The organism is Bradyrhizobium sp. USDA 4354 (assembly GCF_054060315.1).
In genome coordinates this window covers 5,253,316-5,270,613 of the sequence record NZ_JBSSDC010000001.1, presented here as the reverse complement: position 1 = coordinate 5,270,613, position 17,298 = coordinate 5,253,316, and the positions used below count along the sequence as shown (strand labels likewise).

Here is a 17,298-nt window from a genome sequence, read left to right as displayed (position 1 = left end):
GGCTTTCGACCCACAAGGCTTTCAACCAAGTCTAAGCGATCCGGCTTCTGCCGGTTACCCCCGAATTCCCCTTAAGTAGTTCGCCCCAAACTACCGCATCTCGTCCGGGGCATGGACGCCGAGGATGGCGAGGCCCGATGCCAGGACCGAGACGACGCCCTGGACCATTGCCAATCGCGCCTTTGTAAGATCTGCATCATTATTGATAATGAAGCGTAAATAGGGCAAATCGCGCCCCTTCGTCCAAAGTGCGTGAAATTCGCTCGCTAAGTCATAGAGATAGAAGGCAATTCGGTGCGGCTCATGGGCCGCGGCGGCGGCTTCCAGCATGCGCGGATAAATTGCGAGACGCTTGAGAAGATCGAGCTCGACGGGATCCGACAGCCGTTCCACCGCCGACTCAGCGAGCCAAGCAATGCGTTTGCCGGTATCCTCTGGCAGCTCCGGAAACACTTCGGCCCGCGCGTTGCGGAAGATCGAGTGGCCGCGGGCATGGCCATATTGAACGTAGAACACCGGGTTGTCGCGCGATTGTTCCATGACCTTGGCGAGGTCGAAGTCGAGCACCGCGTCGTTCTTCCGGTACAGCATCATGAAGCGGACGGCGTCCTGACCGACCTCATCCACCACCTCACGCAAGGTCACGAAGTCCCCGCTCCGCTTCGACATTTTGACCGGCTCGCCATTGCGCAGCAGCTTCACGAGCTGAACGATCTTGACGTCGAGCGATCCCTTGCCCGAGGTCGTCGCCTTCACCGCCGCCTGCATCCGCTTGATGTAGCCGCCATGATCGGCGCCCCAGACGTCGATCATCTCGGCGAAGCCGCGGTCGAACTTGTTCTTGTGGTAGGCGATATCGGAGGCGAAGTAGGTGTAGGAATTGTCCGACTTGATCAGCGGGCGATCGACGTCGTCGCCGTAAGCCGTCGCCTTGAACAGCAGTTGCTCGCGGTCTTCCCAATCCTCGACCGGCGCGCCCTTCGGCGGCGGCAGGCGGCCCTCGTAGATGTCGCCCTTGGCGCGCAGGAAGTCGATGGTCTCGGCAACCTTGTTGTTGCCACCCTCGATCAGCGAGCGCTCCGAGAAAAACACGTCGTGGCGGATGTTGAGGGCGGCGAGATCGTCCTTGATCTCGTCCATCATCATCGCGATCGCCTTGGCGCGCACGGTCGGCAGCCACTCAGCCTCGGTTCTGGCGAGCAGCTTGTCGCCGTGCTCCTGCGCCAGCGCCTGCCCCACCGGCTTCAGATAGTCGCCGGGATACAGCCCTTCCGGAATGGCGCCGATATCCTCGCCGAGCGCCTCGCGATATCTCAGGAACGCCGAGCGCGCGAGCACGTCGACCTGGGCACCGGCGTCGTTGATGTAATATTCGCGCGTGACGTCGTGGCCGGCGAACTGGAGCAGGCTGGCCAGCGCGTCGCCGAACACGGCGCCGCGGCAATGGCCGACATGCATCGGTCCGGTCGGATTGGCCGAGACGTATTCGACATTGACCTTGGAGGCGCCGCGGACGCGGCCGTAATCGGGACCCTCGCGCAGCACGGTCCGCAGCGCCTCGGCCCAGGCGGCCGGTTTCAGCGTCAGATTGATGAAGCCGGGACCTGCGACGTCGACCTTGGCGATCAACGCATCCGTGCGCAGCCGCTCGGCGATCTGCTCGGCGAGATCGCGCGGCTTTGCCTTTGCCTCTTTCGCCAGCACCATCGCGGCGTTGGTCGCCATGTCGCCATGGGAGGCATCGCGCGGCGGCTCGACCACCACGCGCGAGAAATCGATGCCCTCCGGCCAATTGGCGTCCGCAGCGAGCGCGCGGCAAGCGGCGTGCACGCGCGCGAGCACGTCGGCGAACAGATGCAGGGATGAAGATGTGTCGGGCATGGCCGCCGCCTAACGCAAATCCGGGGTCGAGTCAAAGAGCCGCTGGTGCTCGGTCAGGGCGAAACGGTCGGTCATTCCGGCAATGAAATTGCCGATCCGGCGTGCCCGGTCGCCCTCATTGTCCGCCTCTGCGCCCAGCAGCCATTCCGGCGGCAGCTCGCCAGGGGATTTCAGGTATTTTGCGAACAGGTCGAACAGGATCTGCTCAGCTCTCCCCATCACTCGCATCACCCGCTCGTGGCGGTACATGTGCTGGTACAAGAAGGTCTTGATGGCCGCCTCTTCCTCCGCGACCTCGGCGGGGAAAGCGATCAGCGCCCGGCTCTGCCGGCGTACGTCCTGGGCCGACTGCGGCTTGACGGCAGCCAGGTTCTTCTGCGTCTCCGCAAACACCGCACCGATCAGATGCGAGATCAGCTCGCGCACCAGCTCGGCGCCGCGCCGGACGTCTTCGAGATCGGGATAATGCGCCGCAGTCTCGGCGATGATCTCCGCGGTCAGCGGCATCGCCTTGAGATCGTCGAGCTGGAACAGGCCGGCGCGCAGGCCGTCATCGATGTCGTGGGCGTCATAGGCGATGTCGTCGGCGATCGCGGCGACCTGCGCCTCCAGCGAGGCAAAGCTCCACAATTCGAGGTCATAGGTCTTGACGTAGTCGGCGATCCCGACGGGAACGCCGTGCTCGCGATAGCGCCCGACGGGGGCGCCGCTGCGGTCAGTGAGCGGACCGTTGTGCTTGACGATGCCCTCCAGCGATTCCCAGGTCAGATTGAGCCCGTCGAACTCCGGATAGCGGTGCTCGAGCGAAGCCACGACGCGGAGCGTCTGGGCATTGTGGTCGAAGCCGCCAAATTCCTTCAGGCAGGCGTCCAACGCCCGCTCGCCGGCATGCCCGAACGGGGGATGGCCGAGATCGTGGGCGAGCGCCAGCGTTTCGGTGAGGTCCTCGTCCAGCCCGAGCTGCCGGGCCAGCGCACGGGCGATCTGCGCCACCTCCAGCGAATGGGTCAGCCGGGTGCGGTAGTGGTCGCCCTCGTGGAACACGAACACCTGGGTCTTGTACTTCAACCGGCGGAACGCGGTGGAATGGATCACCCGGTCGCAATCCCGCCGGAACGGGCTGCGGGTCCGGCTCGGGGGCTCGGCGACCAGCCGGCCGCGGCTGCGATCGGGGTCGCAGGCATAGGGCGCGCGGGGGGCTGCCATTCCGACGGACACGGCGAATTTAGTCCCTATCCATTTGATTCTGCGTATGGTGGCACTTAACTATGTCAGGCGCGGGATACCAAATGAATTGGGTATGACTGCGGGACTATCGGAGACCAGTGATGACGACTGCCGTGACCATCAGCGACCGGGCCGCACGCCGGATTGGGGAGATCCTCAAGGGCGAAGGTACTGGCGCGATGCTGCGCATCTCCGTCGAAGGCGGCGGCTGCTCCGGCTTCCAGTACAAGTTCGACATTGACCGTGCCCGCACCGACGACGATCTCGTGATCGAGCAGGAGAACGCAGTGGTGCTGGTCGACTCCGCCTCGCAGCCGTTCCTTGCGGGCTCGCAGGTTGATTTCGTCGACGATCTGATCGGCGCCTCGTTCCGCGTCAACAATCCCAACGCGACCGCGTCCTGTGGCTGCGGCACCAGCTTCTCGGTCTGACCGGCTAGGCGCCCGTTATCTGCCTTTCCTCGTCGGTCCACTCCACGTCGCCCGGCATCAGCTCCGGCTGGAGCGGCGCGTCCTCCGACATGAGGTGGCCGTCCAGCGCGCGCAAGAGTGCCGCGATCAGCGCCGGCTTGCGCAGCGGCTTGGCGAGAAAGTCCGACATGCCCGCTTCGCGGCAGATCTTGATGTCCTCGGGGAAGGCATTGGCTGTGAGCGCGATGATCGGCAGGGTTTCGAAGCACCCGCCTTGCGCGCGGATCGCGCGGGTGGCGGCAAGCCCGTCCATGTCGGGCATACGCACGTCCATCAGCACCACATCGTAGTTGCCTTCGGAGGCCGCCGCGACGGCTTCGGCGCCGTCGGTGACGACGCGCAGCTCAACGTCGAAGGCCCCCAACATCTTGCTCACGACCATGCGGTTGACCGCATCGTCCTCCGCGATCAGCACCTTCAGCGGCCGGTCGAGGCCGGCGATACGGGCCTTGAGCTCGTCGGCCTCGTCGTGGCCGGCCAACTGATCGGACACCTGTGCCTGGCTCCAGGGCAGCACCAGGGTGAAGCGGAAGGTCGAGCCCTCGCCCGGGGTCGAGGTGACGCCGATGGTGCCGCCCATCTGCTCGATGATGCGCCTGCTGATCGCAAGGCCGAGGCCAGTGCCGCCGAAGCGGCGGCTGATCGAAGCATCGGCCTGGGCGAAGTCGCTGAACAGCAGGCCAAGCTTCTCGGGCGCAATGCCGATGCCGCTGTCGGTCACCGACCATTCGACGGTCGCCAGCAGATCGCGGCGCGCCTGGCAAACGACTGATATCGTCACCTCGCCTTCGTCGGTGAACTTCACCGCATTGGACGCGAGGTTGAGCAGCACCTGGCGAATGCGCGCGACGTCGCCGCGCAGCGTCGGCGGCAGGTTCGGATCGAGCTCGAGCTTGACCGCGAGCTCCTTGCCCTTGGCACTCGCCCGCACCACGGTCGCAACCGTCTCGACCAGCGCCTGCGGGGCGAAGTCGATCACCTCGAACTGGAAGCGGCCAGCCTCGAGCTTGGATAGGTCGAGAATGTCGTTGAGGATGCGCTGGAGATTGTCGCCGGACTCGCGGATCGTGGTGACGGCTTCGCGCTGCTCCGGATCAAGCTTGGTTTCGAGCAGCATGCTGGCAAGCCCGAGCACGCCGTTCATCGGCGTGCGGATCTCGTGACTCATCACCGCCAGGAAGTCCGACTTGGCGCGGCTCTCGGCCTCGGCCTTTTCCGCGCGCCAACGTTCGGTCACGTCGCGCCCGAAGCCGCGATAGCCGAGGAAGTGACCGTCACGATCATAGGCCGGCTTCGCCGTCAGCGACCACAGCCGCGCCTCGCCGCCGGCGACGACCTTGAGATTCATCTCATGCAGCGGCTCGGCCTGCTCCATCAGGCCGACGATGTTGTAGGCTGCGCTCTTGTCCTCGGGGCACAGCATGTCGAGCACGTCGGCGAACTGCGATCCCTTCAGCAGCGGAAGCGGCAGTTGCGCGACGTCCGCGAAGCGTTGGGGCACGTCGACCAGATGCCCCTCGGCATCGGTCTGCCACAGCCAGTCGCTGGCGTTCTCCTGAAAGTCTTTCAGTAGCAGCGAGATGATCTCGGTCTGGCGCTCGAGCTCGAGCTGGGCCTTGAGATTGCCGAGGAACAGATTGCCCTGGGAGACGATGTTGCGCGCCATGAAAAACGCGAACAGCAGCAGGAACACCGCGGTCACGAGATACGGTCCGGTGCCGCACAAGAGCAGCGCGCCGGCGCAGGCGATCGTCATGGTGGCGAGATAGACGAGTCCCGCACGCGGGAAGGTCGAGAGCGTGAAGGCGCCGCCCGACATCATGCCGACCATCAGGCAGGCCAGGATGAGCTGGCCGGTCGGCTCGATGCGGCTGAACAAGGCGAGCGGCAGCGTGCTCCAGATCGCGGCAAGGAAAAACGCCTGCCGCAGCATCTGCCGCGCCGCGCGGGGCGAGGCCTCTTGCGGCGGGTTCTGATGCGACTGCTGCCACGCGCGCACCGCGAGCGAGGCGGTGGCCGCCAGTGTCAGGCCCCAGATCGCGAGGAAGTCGTTCCAGCCCCTGCCCCAGAACAGGATCAGCACGATGGCGACGTTCAGGATCATCACCGCCATCGTCACCGGGATCAGCCGGGTCACGGCATCGATCTGCTTGGCGCGGATGCGGCGGATCTCGCGCTCGCTGAGATCGGCAGTCAGGCCATCCTCGATCTCGAAGCCGCCGAGCCAATACAGGAACGCGCCGATCAGGCCGTCACGCGGTTGAGTTCGCTTCATCGACTTGTCCGGCCAACCCATCCGTGGAACCTTTTGACGATCAATGGCCCGCCGCCTGCTTAGACCGGGTTAATTTTGTGGGAGATTTTGCGGCGTCCTTGACGGGCACGTTTGCAGTTTGTTCTAACCATGGCCCCTGCCCGGAGCCCGCCGACATGCCCATCAGAGTAGCCACCTGGAACGTGAACTCGGTCCGGCAGCGGATCGATCTGCTCCTGACCTGGCTGAGGGAGTGCCAGCCCGACATCGTCTGCCTGCAGGAGATCAAATGCATCGACGAGGCCTTTCCGCGGCTGGAGATCGAGGCGCTGGGCTACAACGTGGTGACCCACGGGCAGAAGACGTTCAACGGCGTCGCCCTGCTCTCGAAGCTCCGCTTCGACGAGACCAAGTCGGGGCTCGCCGGCGACGACGAGGATGCCCATGCCCGCTTCCTCGAGGGCGTAGTGACGCTCAAGTCTGGCGTGCTGCGCATCGCCTGCCTTTACCTGCCCAATGGCAATCCGGTCGGGACCGACAAATATCCCTACAAGCTCAAATGGATGTCGCGGCTTCTTGAGTATTCGAAAGAGCGCCTCAAGGCCGAGGAGCCGCTGATCCTCGCAGGCGACTTCAACGTCATCCCGCATGCCCGCGACGTGCACAATCCGGCCGCCTGGACCGAGGACGCCCTGTTCAAGACCGAGACGCGGGAGAGCTTTCAGTCCCTGCTCGGCCTCGGACTCACCGATGCCTTGCGGGCGGTGACCGACGAGCCGGGCCTCTACACCTTCTGGGATTACCAGGCCGGCGCCTGGCAGAAGAACCAGGGCCTGCGCATCGACCATCTCCTGCTGTCGCCACAGGCCAGTGACAAGCTCGCCAATGTCGGGATCGACAGCTATGTGCGCGGCTGGGAGAAGCCCTCGGACCACGTGCCGGTGTGGGCGGATCTGGATCTCGAGGCGGCCTGAAGCCGCCTCAGCCGATCACTCCCGACGGCCCTGCACCCACTGCTCCAGCATTTGCAGGCACATGGCGCGGTCGTCGTCGGAGGCCTTGGCGAAGGCGCGGTTGTAGCTTTCCTTGATCCAGACCTCGTCGGCGCCGGCGCTGTCGCGCGCCAGGGTCAGCCACATCAGACCGCGCGCGGCCTGCCGCGGCAGGCGATCGCCGTTGAACAGCATCTGGCCGAGCAGCGCCTGAGCCTGGTGCTGGCCCTTCTGGGCGGCGAGGCCGAGCCAGCGCGCACCGTAGCGGAAGTCCTCGCGCGAGGCGTCCGGTGTCTTCAGGTACAGGCGAGCGAGGTCGTACTGCGCGTCCGCGTTGCCGAAATAGGATGCGGCATAGGAGAACATCTCCCGCGCACGGTCCGGATCGGCCTTGATCTTCGAATTCGGAATGCCGGCCAGATAGTAGCGGCCGAGCGCGACGAAGGCGTTGGCCACGATCTGCGCCTGGGGCGCCGACGGGCTGTCCTCGGCATGCGCGTTGGCGATCCGGCTGAAATATTCGAAGGCACGCAAATCGTCCTGGGCGACGCCGTCGCCATTGGCGTACATGCGGCCGAGCTTCCACTGCGCGATGGGGTGGCCACCTTCGGCGGCATATTGCAGCGCACTGAGCGAGGTTTCCTGAGGCACAGCCGCCGGCGCGACCTTGCCGCGCACGGTCGCCGCGGCCCCCGGCAAGGTGGTCACGACCGGGATGGTCGCGTCCTTCGGGTTGACCGGGGCGCCGTCGAAGGCAAGCGCCGGCGCGGCCAGCGCAGCCGCCCCCAACACAAACGCAACTATGGCACGCTTAGATGTCCGCATAGCACTGTTTCTCGTGCGCGCCGCCCGGATGGGTCACTGCCCCCCCGACCGCTGGTCCAACCTGCTGAGCATATTTCCAGAGCGCACCCGACGTATGATTGGTCGCGCGGGCGCTCCATTTGGTTTTGCGCTGGGCGAGCTCGGCGTCGCTCAATTTTACGTTAAGGGTACCGGCGACCGCGTCGATCTCGATGATGTCGCCGTCCTCGAGCAGCCCAATCGGGCCGCCGACCGCCGCCTCCGGCCCGACATGGCCGATGCAGAAGCCGCGGGTGGCGCCGGAGAAGCGGCCGTCGGTGATGAGCGCGATCTTGCCGCCCATGCCCTGGCCGGTCAGCGCCGCTGTGGTCTGGAGCATTTCCCGCATGCCGGGGCCGCCCTTCGGCCCCTCGTAGCGGATCACGATGACTTCGCCTTCGCGGTAGGTGCGGTTCTGGACCGCCTCGAAAGCATCCTCCTCACGGTCGAAGCACCTGGCCGGACCGGTAAACCTGAGGTTGGACATTCCCGCGACTTTCACGATCGCACCTTCTGGCGCCAAATTGCCCTTCAGACCGACCACACCGCCCGTGACGGTGATGGGTTTGTCTGCCGGGTGCACCACGTCCTGGTGCGGATTCCACTTCACGCTCTTGAGGTTTTCGGCGATCGTGCGGCCCGTGACGGTAAGGCAATCACCGTGCAGGAAGCCGTTGTCGAGCAGCGTCTTCATCAGAAGCGGTATGCCACCTACTTCAAACATGTCTTTGGCGACATAACGGCCGCCCGGCTTCAAATCCGCGACATATGGTGTCTTTTTGAAGATTTCGGCGACGTCGAACAGGTCGAACTTGATGCCGACCTCGTGCGCGATCGCCGGCAGGTGCAGCGCAGCATTGGTCGAGCCGCCGGACGCCGCGACCACGGCAGCCGCATTCTCCAGCGCCTTGCGGGTGACGATGTCGCGCGGCCGGATGTTTTGGGCGATCAGGTCCATCACCTTCTCGCCCGCGGTCATGCAGAAGGCGTCGCGGATTTCGTAAGGCGCCGGGGCACCGGCCGAGTACGGCAGCGCGAGGCCGATGGCCTCGGAGACGGTCGCCATGGTGTTGGCGGTGAACTGCGCGCCGCAGGCACCCGCGGAGGGGCAGGCCACGCGTTCGATCTCGTCGAGATCCTCGTCCGACATGGCGCCGACCGAGTGCTTGCCGACGGCCTCGAACATGTCCTGCACGGTGACCTGCTGCCCGCGGAAGTTGCCGGGCAGGATCGAGCCGCCGTAGATGAAGATCGAGGGCACGTTGAGGCGGACCATCGCCATCATCATGCCCGGCAGCGACTTGTCGCAGCCGGCAAGGCCGACGAGCGCGTCATAGGCGTGGCCGCGCACGGTCAGCTCGACCGAGTCGGCGATGCATTCCCGTGACGGCAGCGAGGAGCGCATGCCGTCATGGCCCATGGCGATGCCGTCGGTGACGGTGATGGTGCAGAATTCGCGCGGCGTGCCGCCGGCCGATGCCACGCCCTTCTTCACCGCCTGGGCCTGGCGCATCAGGGCGATGTTGCAGGGAGCGGCCTCGTTCCAGCACGAGGCGACGCCGACGAAGGGCTGGTGGATCTGCTCGGTGGTCAGACCCATGGCGTAGAAGTAGGAGCGATGCGGCGCGCGCGCAGGGCCTTCCGTCACGTGACGGCTCGGCAGCCTCTGCTTGTCGGTCTTAGCGCCCATCGCAACCAGTTTCCGCGGCCAACCCTTTCAGACCCGAAAAATCAGAGCCAAGATTTGAATCGACCTTGGGATTTTCTCGTCGCCTTCGAAGACCGCCGCTGCCCTTTAAAACAACATTAGAGCGATTTTATTCATGTTCGGGTGTGGCCAAAAAGCGGCGGCGATGCGAACCGCCGGTGATGAGGGTTAAATCCGGGCCGACTGTTGCACGGACAGCACAATCGTTACCGGGAAGACACGGGTGAATTTACGCTGATACCTTTGCGGAGAACGATGTCCGCAACTTAAGATTTTGTATTGGGTAGATCACTTCGGGACTTGTATCGATGACACGGCTGAGTCGGGGTGCTCCGCTCACCAAGGACAGCGTCGCCTTTTCGGCTCAATTGCGCAGGCTCGTGTCCCGGACAAGCTGCAACGCGGTGAGCGTTGCGGCGCTGAGCCGGGACCCAGGGCGGCACGGCCCATGCGGAGAGATGGGCCCCGGCTCTGCAGCGCATCGTCGAAGTGACGCTGCGCCGCGTCCGGGGCACGAGAGAAGCGTGTGGTACACGCTCTCTCCTCCTCGTCATTGCGAGCGCAGCGAAGCAATCCAGAGTCTCTCCGCGGTGGGATTCTGGATTGCTTCGCTGGGCTCGCAATGACGGAGTATGAGGCAGCAGCGTCGCTCTCCTCTCTTGCGTTTCGAATCGCAGACGCACCTTCGCAGCCTCGCGGCTGAATTTGCCCGAGCTTTGCTTGATCTCGCCGCCCTCTTGTCCAAGAGGGCGCAGGGAAGGCCGGGTGCCGGCGGCACCCGCGGTCCGCTGCGCAAAAGGCACACGCAGAAAACCGCACAGCAGCATACAGGTGAAGCCCAACACACGGCCTTCCCTGCGCGATGGTCGGACGGCTTATGCCGCGCTCTCCCGGGAGCCGAGTTCCTTCTGGCCTCCCTCGTCCTTGCGAAAGTCGCCGGCACCGCGCCGGTTGACGCAGCTGCCGCCTTCGCAAGGGCTTGACCGTAGCAACGACGGCCAGGACCACACGGTTTTGCCGTACGCACGGTTCGTTGGCGCCACAGGGTTCGACAGCGTTGTGCACGTTGCCGCCGAAATACTGGCACGACGAACCTGACAGCGCCGTTCGTCCCGCACGATGCCTAAGAGCTCACGGAGAGCAATCCGCCCTGCCCCTGGCCACTCGCGCCCGACGCTGCTGCGTCCACCGCAAGCCCGGCTCGCGACAAAGACGACCTCATGATCGCCCCTCAAGATGAGCCGGGATGGGGCGATACATACGACAAATCCGAATTTCGGTAAAGTGGAATATTTTTGCGCGGGCAGGTTGACAGTCCGGCGACACAGGCTCCGTCGCGCCAATTCCGTCATCCTGAGGTGCGAGACATGGGACGCAACGCGTCCCATGGAGAGCCTCGAAGGATAACGGCCCCGATGCAGCCGGGCCGTCGCCCTTCGAGGCTCGCCGAAGAGGCGAGCGCCTCAGGGTGACGGTGACAGAACTGGACTGCACCGTTGATGCCGGGCGAGCCGTCCCGGATTACGCTGGCGCTCCATCCGGGCTACGAGACGACGAGAGGCCGCTCAGGCCGACACCGCGCTCTTGCGCCCGAACGGATCGACCAGGCGGACGATCTCACAGGCTGAGACAAGGCCGGCGAGCCAGGCGGCACTGGTCAGCCCGATGCGCGTGACGACGGCGGCGGTGAAGGCGCCCTCCCCGCCGAGGAATGGCGTTGCGGCCAGCAACGCGATCTCATAGACCGCATAGGCGGCGATGAGCGTGAGCGCCAAAACCAGCGGCGTGCGTGGCAGCATGCGGATCACGGCCGACGACGCTGCGGTCGCAGCGAGCGCGGCCGCGCCGATGACAAAGCCCCAGGCGATGGTCCTGCCATCGATGGGATAATGCAGCACGCCGAAACCGATGCTCTGGTTCACGAGCCAGGCTCCCGTGACGACGAGCAGCGCCCGACGTAGCGGCAGCATCGCAGCCGCGAGAACCGCGAAGGCCGCGAACGGCGTCGCACAAGCGAACGCAAGACTTGCGAGCGCGCATGACACAGTCAACAGCACAAAGCAGAACATCGGTGCAAGGCGCGGCGCCACCGGATGAAGCCGGAAACCGTCGGCATGAGACGGCAGGATGCTGAGAGCCATAGGTGATCTCCTTCTTTTCGAATTCTAGTTCATTTGGGGTCGAGTGACAGCCCTGTTGACGTCAAAGCCTCGATCAGAATTTGGCGCCGGCCTTGAGCAGATAGGTGCGACCGGGCAGCGGATAGGCGCTGAAGCGTCCATCCGTGAAGGTGCTTGCGATGGCATAGTCGTAGTAGAGCGCGTTTAGCAGATTGTTGACGCTGAACGACCAGAAGTACCGCTCATATTGACCGCTGAGCTTGACGTCGATCGTGCCATTCGCAGGGATAGGCCTCTGGGTTCCGGCCTGGTCATTGTCCATGCGACGCTCGCTCCAGAAACGCGCGGTGGCATCAAACACCAGATAGTTCTGCCAGATGTTCCAGGTGAGGCCCGCACTCGCGGTGTAGCGCGACACCAGCGGCACGTCGTTGCCCGCCCAGATGCCTTCGCGGAAGACAGCCCGGGTATAGGCCATGCCGGAACGCACCAGCAGTGCATCGTTGATGCGATAGGCGACACTGGTCTCCGAGCCGTAACGGCGGGTCGGATCGAGATTGGTGTTGTAGAACAGGATCGGATTGAAATGGATCTCGCTGGCGAGGTCCATCAGATAGAGACTGCTTTGCATCTGCAGTCCGCCCCCCCCCCTCTGATGCGCAGCCCGCCCTCGATGTCCTGCGAGGTCTGGGTCTTGAGCTGAAACGTCTGCGGAAGCGGATTGAACAACGGGTCGAATGAAGGGCCTGACGACACCCGCTCGTCGACGTCAGGCGTGCGGAAGGCGCGCGCCACCCGGCCGAACAGCGCGACGCTATCGCTGAGACGATGCTCGGCACCGAGGTGCAGCGCAAATTGAGTCTCATCGCTTCTCAGCGGAAGCGCACCGATGTCGGCATTGAACGGAGCCGCCGGATCAAAATTGTCCCGGGCCGAGAGATTGACGTTCTGCACCCGTGCGCCGTAGGAGATGTCGGTCGTCGGCGCGACACCCAGCGTGTGCTGGACATAGCCCGCCACCGTCCGCTGCCTGAGGTCGTAATTGTGCCAGGGGGCGAGGCCCTGGCCGGCGCCGCGGTTCTGCTGAAAGCCCGCATCGTAATAGTCGATGCCGGTCAAGAGCTGCGACGGCATCCCGAGCAGAAGGCTCTTCACGCTGAGGCGCGGCGTGATCGACCATGTCGTCAGATCGGCCTCGACATAGGTCGACGTGAAGAAAGCCGGAACCGGCGTCGGGCTCGAGAAGAACGCGCTCTGCTGTTTCTTGTCGCGCAGGCCGCCGTCGACGATGAGATCGACGCCGTTGACCAGGGTCTTGGTGAAGCCCGCCGTCGCGCTGAAACCCTGCTGGTTGGCGTAATTGAAAGGCGTGCTGGTCCCGCGCCGGCTGGTCGCGAGCTCGTCGACGCCGATCGACGGATCGACCGTGCGGCCGCCCGGCAGTCGCAACTCCTGATTGTCACCGGTGACGGTCAGGAAAGCAGTCAGGCCCGGCGTCGTATAGTTCAGATTGCCGACGCCGTTCGCCTGGGAGTATCGATTGTTGTCGCGATAGCCATCGGTCCTGACGGCATTGCCGTAGAACGAGGTCGACCATGGACCGGAATTGAGCAAGGTCGAGACGTTACCCAGCCTGGTGTTGAACGAGCCGAAGCCGGCCTCGATGCGCGCTGTCGCGGGCGGGCCGCCGACACCGTTTTTGGTGACGATGTTGATCACGCCGCCGACCGCATTGTCACCATAGAGCACAGCACCGGAATTGCCGCGGGTGACCTCGATACGTTCGATCGAATTGAGCGGGACGGTGGAGAGATCCACCTGCGCCATATCGATGTCGTTCAGCCGCCGTCCGTTGACCAGCACCAAGGTGTTGGCAGTGGCGAACGCGCCGAAGCCGCGCAGGTCGACATTGGTCTTGGCACCGATCTGGCCGCCATAGAACGTCGTGATCTGGGCGCCCGGCACCTGCACCGCGATGATCTCGGCCAGCGTCTGCGAGGGCGCATGCGCGATGTCCGCCGCCGTGATGACGGTCGTGGCCGCGCCGACGATGCCGCCATTGTTGGCGACCACCTCGCTGCCGGAGCCGGACGAGCCTGTCCCGCTCGGTGCTCCGTTCGGCGTCGCCCGGCGCCTCCCCGCGTCGCCATCGCCGGTCGCCCTGGCCCGCGTACGGTTCTGATCGTCAGGCTTGGTCACTTCGACCGGCGGCAACTGCTCGGCGACGGCCTGCTGTGCGCGGGCGATGGAGAGATCGAGCGAATGGAAGGAAACGGCCGCAACCATGCCGGCGCAGCAGCGCCTGGCGGCAGTGACAATACGGGACACAATGATAACCTCGGCATGACGTCAGTGGCACGTCACAGCGAACGAGGCTTTACGGCGGAGCGATCGATTGCTCCGGTGAAGCTAATGTCTGTACTCCCCGACCGACATCTTCGCGTGTGACCACGGCTGACGGCAGGTCTCCTGGCTCGCGGGTCGTTACCTCTACGTCGCCTTCCCAGGACCGAGATTCCCAGTGGCACAGGACGAGAGATTCACCGCTTACAGTTGCGGGGGCAGCCATGGCATTGAGAAGATCCCGGCGTTGGGAAATCTCGCACCACGTTCCCTTTTGATCTCCGTAAGGAGAACCGTCACCGTTCAATCTACGAGTCGTCCGGACCGGGAGTCAATCGACCGGCGGCCGTTGTCACCTCCGCAAGCTGGCATCGACGTACCGGCCAATGCCGGTCCATGGGAGGGCGGCCGGCCGCTCAGGTCCGCCCTCGCAAACGTTGGGCCTGGGCCCAGGCGACAGCGACATCGTGCGGCGGGACATCGACGTGCTTGATGGGCGTCAATTCGCCGGAGGCGGAGACGATCGCGGTCTCTTCGCGGCGGCAGCGCGTGCAGACGAAGCGGACCTCGTGCGGGGACGCAGACCAGCTCGTCCGCTTCACATTGGCCGCCATCGGCCAGGCATCGCAATGCGAGCACGACACCAGAAATCGACCGGGATCGAGCATACCCATTCCATCGGACTCCGCGTCCCGCCCGCCCCCTTCAATGATTAATCCATGTGAATCGTTCCGGTGCCGGAGCACCGCCAGCCTTTGACCCTGGGCCGCTATCGGTTCCCGGTATCCGCAAGCCGTCAGGTCTCGTGGGCGATCGCGTTGCGACCTCACCGACCTCGTCGCGCGGTTGCGATCCCTGCAAGGCAGAAGGCGGTCCCCGCTCAGCGAGCTCCCTTGAGGGTGCAGGAGGTCGTGCAGGTGACGGTTGTGCCGCGGTCGCACGCTTTGCAGGCGTTGACACACTGGTTCATGTCGCGTGGATTGTAGCTGTAGTTTCGCATCGGACAGACTGGCGTCGTCGAGCCGGTGATGTCCTGCTGATCACAGGCCGCCGTCATGAGCGCGAATATGATCACTCCAACGAGGCGCATGGGATTGCCCTGTCAGGCATGGCAAATGACACTCGCGAGGCACGCTGCATTGCAACGAACCCCGGCCTTCCCACCACGAGCCATCGCCGATCAGACGACGCCCGCATGCTTCTAGGATGCGCGCCAAACGTTAAGAACGGATTGCAGACGGCTCAGGCCGCAGCCCTGGTCGCGATCGCATGCCGCATATCTGCCGCCAGCTGGCGGTACTGCTCGGCGAGCCTCAAATAGAACTCGCGCTTGGTGCTGTCGGTGGCGAGCTTGGCAATCAGCTCGCATTCGGCGGTGAGCGTCTCGAACCGTTCGAGCCTGTCCTCGAGATGTGTCATCGGCGTGTCCCCATTAGACGCCTCAGGGACGTCAAACCTAGGCCCGGGAAATAGGTCACGGCGAACATCGTTATGGAGTAGCATCGTTTTTTCTCGGTCCGGCATACCGGACCGCAGCCACGGCTATTTCTGCTCCAGCCGCCAGGCGCCATCCCAATTGGCATCCGGCGGATGGGGCGCGAACTGGGTGATGCGCCCGAGCATCGCGCGCGAGGGGCCGTCGCCAGGCACCGCCTCGAGCGCCGCGTTGAAGGCTGCACGGGCCTCGTCGAAGCGCCGGGCGCGATAGGCGGCGAGACCTTCGGCATAGTGCGTGCGCAGGCTCACTTGTGCATCGGTGAGTGCGCCTGGTCTCGCCATCACCTCGAAGATCGCCTGCGGCGCGCTTTGCCCCGCAACCGCCAGACGATCGATCTCGCGCAATTCGAGGCGCGATCCAATTGCATCCGCAGTCGGCTGCGAGATCAGGATGCGGGTGCCGTAGACCTTGTTGACGGCCTCGAGCCGCGAGGCGAGATTCACGGCGTCGCCCATCACGGTAAAGCTCATCATCAGCTCGGAACCGATGCTGCCGGTCAGGACCTCGCCGGTGGCAATGCCGATGCGCAGGTCGCACGGCGCCGGCATGGCGCGGATGCCGAGCAGATCGGGCAGCTGCTTCTGCAGCGCGGGCACCTGGTCGGCCATCTCGATGGCGGCAAGGCCGGCGAGCAGCGCCGGCTCGTCCCCCTCGATGAAGGGCGGCCCCCAATAGGACATGATGGCGTCGCCGATATATTTGTCGATGACGCCGCGATTGCTTCTGATGGGAACGGACATCACGGTGAAATAGTGGTTCATCACCTTGACGAGGCCGCGCGGGGTCATGCCCTCGCTCATCGAGGTGAAGCCGCTCATGTCGCAGAACATGATGGTCATCACCCGGCGCTCACCGTCGATGCCGACCTCCGGCCGTTCGATCAGGCCCTGCACAACCTTCGGGTCGATGTAGCGACCGAACGTCTCGCGGATACGCTCGTTGCGGCGCAACTGCTCGATCATGCGGTTGAAGGCCGCGGCAAGCTCGCCGATTTCATCCTGCGTGGAGACGGTGATGGGCTTGTCGAACCGGCCCGCCTCGACCTCGCGGGTGCCGGCCAGCAGCAGCCGTACCGGGCGCGTGATCCCGCTACTCACCAGCAGCGCAAAGGCAAATCCGACGATCGCTGCGAGCAAGGTCACGATGCCCGAGATGATGATCGCCTGATGCTGGCGGCTGATGACCTGCGCCGTCGAGAAGAAGACCTGCGTCAGCATGTCGGCGCGAATCGTATCGATCTTCCGGTTGAACTGATTGCGCACTACGTCGATGTGCTCCAGCGTGCCGCGGGCCTCTGACATCTGCTTCGCCTCGACCTGCTTGAGCAGCTTCTCATGGCCCTCGCTCAGGTCACGGCGCAGCTCGCTGACGGCGGTCTCGATCCGGCTATCGATCCGCCCCAGTGCGGCATTGTCGGAATACGTCCTGGGATCGTCGATGATCGCGTTGATCAGCTTGCGCGCGGCCTCGGCCTCATCCTCGATCTTGCGGTCCGATGCCTCGAAGTCGCGAAGGCGCGCCGTATAGGTCTCCTGGTCGGACGGCGCCTCCATCCTGGTCATGACCATCCGCCGCAACGCCAGTCCCCGCTCCAGCGAACGGATGTTGGCACGCGCCAGATGGCTATAGGCCGGGATGTAACGGTTGGTGAGCTCGTCCAGGAGGATGCCGACCTGGCTCGACATCACCATCGACAGGATCGAGGTGACCAGCATCAGGACGATCAATCCGAGGGCGATGCCGACGATCTTGCGCCGGATCGACTGGTTGAAAATCGGCATAGGTCCGGAGGCAAAGTCTGAAAGGATTTAGCGAGGGAACTCATACACGGATTCAGCTGTGGGAACACGCGCAATCTGGCCGCTCTGACGTCCTGAACCGTGCACACCCGTCGCGCGGGCCCCAATCGTTAACAAAGATTAAAGACGCTACCTTCCGCCATTTTGGAAGTTCCCGAGTTCC

General features: G+C 64.4%; 11 protein-coding genes, 1 pseudogene and 1 riboswitch. Of the genes and pseudogenes, 2 read left to right on the top strand and 10 right to left on the bottom strand.

From position 1 onward, the window contains the following. Positions 1-90 precede the first annotated feature (90 nt). On the bottom strand, positions 91-1,881 hold the full coding sequence (gene argS, locus ACVIIV_RS24370) for an arginine--tRNA ligase (protein ID WP_456746409.1): 1,791 nt from the start codon (positions 1,879-1,881) through the stop codon (positions 91-93). A gap of 9 nt (positions 1,882-1,890) precedes the next feature. Next, on the bottom strand, positions 1,891-3,099 hold the full coding sequence (locus ACVIIV_RS24365; RefSeq protein WP_456746408.1) for a deoxyguanosinetriphosphate triphosphohydrolase: 1,209 nt from the start codon (positions 3,097-3,099) through the stop codon (positions 1,891-1,893). Between the two features lie 110 nt (positions 3,100-3,209). Between ACVIIV_RS24365 and erpA the strand changes: the two genes are divergently transcribed. Next, positions 3,210-3,539, top strand: coding sequence for an iron-sulfur cluster insertion protein ErpA (gene erpA, locus ACVIIV_RS24360; protein WP_456746407.1), 330 nt, complete (start codon positions 3,210-3,212; stop codon positions 3,537-3,539). A 4-nt stretch (positions 3,540-3,543) separates the two neighbouring features. Here erpA and ACVIIV_RS24355 read toward each other — a convergent pair whose 3' ends face one another. Further along, positions 3,544-5,874: an ATP-binding protein gene (locus tag ACVIIV_RS24355; protein WP_456746406.1), complete on the bottom strand. Its 2,331-nt coding sequence runs from the start codon at positions 5,872-5,874 to the stop codon at positions 3,544-3,546. 134 nt (positions 5,875-6,008) lie between these two features. Here ACVIIV_RS24355 and xth point away from each other — a divergent pair, with 134 nt between their 5' ends. Beyond that, positions 6,009-6,806 (top strand): exodeoxyribonuclease III, encoded by a 798-nt coding sequence (gene xth, locus ACVIIV_RS24350; RefSeq protein WP_456746405.1) that lies wholly within the window; start codon positions 6,009-6,011, stop codon positions 6,804-6,806. Positions 6,807-6,821: 15 nt separating this feature from the next. Here xth and ACVIIV_RS24345 read toward each other — a convergent pair whose 3' ends face one another. From ACVIIV_RS24345 to ACVIIV_RS24315, 7 genes and pseudogenes are all read right to left on the bottom strand, one after another. Further along, on the bottom strand, positions 6,822-7,649 hold the full coding sequence (locus tag ACVIIV_RS24345) for a tetratricopeptide repeat protein (protein WP_456746404.1): 828 nt from the start codon (positions 7,647-7,649) through the stop codon (positions 6,822-6,824). Next, on the bottom strand, positions 7,636-9,357 hold the full coding sequence (ilvD, locus tag ACVIIV_RS24340) for a dihydroxy-acid dehydratase (RefSeq protein WP_456746403.1): 1,722 nt from the start codon (positions 9,355-9,357) through the stop codon (positions 7,636-7,638). The genes ACVIIV_RS24345 and ilvD overlap by 14 nt, the downstream gene beginning before the upstream one ends. Before the next feature lie 1,583 nt (positions 9,358-10,940). Continuing rightward, positions 10,941-11,516 carry a hypothetical protein gene (locus ACVIIV_RS24335; protein ID WP_456746402.1) on the bottom strand — a complete coding sequence of 192 codons (576 nt, stop codon included), beginning with the start codon at positions 11,514-11,516 and terminating at the stop codon, positions 10,941-10,943. Between the two features lie 73 nt (positions 11,517-11,589). Beyond that, positions 11,590-13,823, bottom strand: a pseudogene (locus tag ACVIIV_RS24330) (TonB-dependent receptor). 114 nt (positions 13,824-13,937) lie between these two features. Beyond that, a riboswitch (cobalamin riboswitch) is annotated at positions 13,938-14,151 on the bottom strand. Between the two features lie 103 nt (positions 14,152-14,254). Further along, entirely contained in the window at positions 14,255-14,512 is a 258-nt protein-coding gene (locus ACVIIV_RS24325; RefSeq protein WP_456746401.1) for a hypothetical protein, read from the bottom strand. A gap of 568 nt (positions 14,513-15,080) precedes the next feature. Continuing rightward, positions 15,081-15,257, bottom strand: coding sequence for a hypothetical protein (locus ACVIIV_RS24320; protein ID WP_167406608.1), 177 nt, complete (start codon positions 15,255-15,257; stop codon positions 15,081-15,083). Positions 15,258-15,380: 123 nt separating this feature from the next. After that, a complete protein-coding gene (locus ACVIIV_RS24315) occupies positions 15,381-17,117 on the bottom strand; it encodes an adenylate/guanylate cyclase domain-containing protein (protein WP_456746400.1) in 1,737 nt (578 codons plus the stop codon). Positions 17,118-17,298: the final 181 nt, after the last annotated feature.

Bases quoted from the DNA above. Each gene is read 5' to 3' on its own strand.
- argS (WP_456746409.1), bottom strand. From the start codon at position 1,881: ATGCCCGACACATCTTCATCCCTGCATCTGTTCGCCGACGTGCTCGCG.
- erpA (WP_456746407.1), top strand. From the start codon at position 3,210: ATGACGACTGCCGTGACCATCAGCGACCGGGCCGCACGCCGGATTGGG.
- ACVIIV_RS24355 (WP_456746406.1), bottom strand. From the start codon at position 5,874: ATGGGTTGGCCGGACAAGTCGATGAAGCGAACTCAACCGCGTGACGGC.
- xth (WP_456746405.1), top strand. From the start codon at position 6,009: ATGCCCATCAGAGTAGCCACCTGGAACGTGAACTCGGTCCGGCAGCGG.
- ACVIIV_RS24345 (WP_456746404.1), bottom strand. From the start codon at position 7,649: ATGCGGACATCTAAGCGTGCCATAGTTGCGTTTGTGTTGGGGGCGGCT.
- ilvD (WP_456746403.1), bottom strand. From the start codon at position 9,357: ATGGGCGCTAAGACCGACAAGCAGAGGCTGCCGAGCCGTCACGTGACG.
- ACVIIV_RS24335 (WP_456746402.1), bottom strand. From the start codon at position 11,516: ATGGCTCTCAGCATCCTGCCGTCTCATGCCGACGGTTTCCGGCTTCAT.
- ACVIIV_RS24325 (WP_456746401.1), bottom strand. From the start codon at position 14,512: ATGGGTATGCTCGATCCCGGTCGATTTCTGGTGTCGTGCTCGCATTGC.
- ACVIIV_RS24320 (WP_167406608.1), bottom strand. From the start codon at position 15,257: ATGACACATCTCGAGGACAGGCTCGAACGGTTCGAGACGCTCACCGCC.
- ACVIIV_RS24315 (WP_456746400.1), bottom strand. From the start codon at position 17,117: ATGCCGATTTTCAACCAGTCGATCCGGCGCAAGATCGTCGGCATCGCC.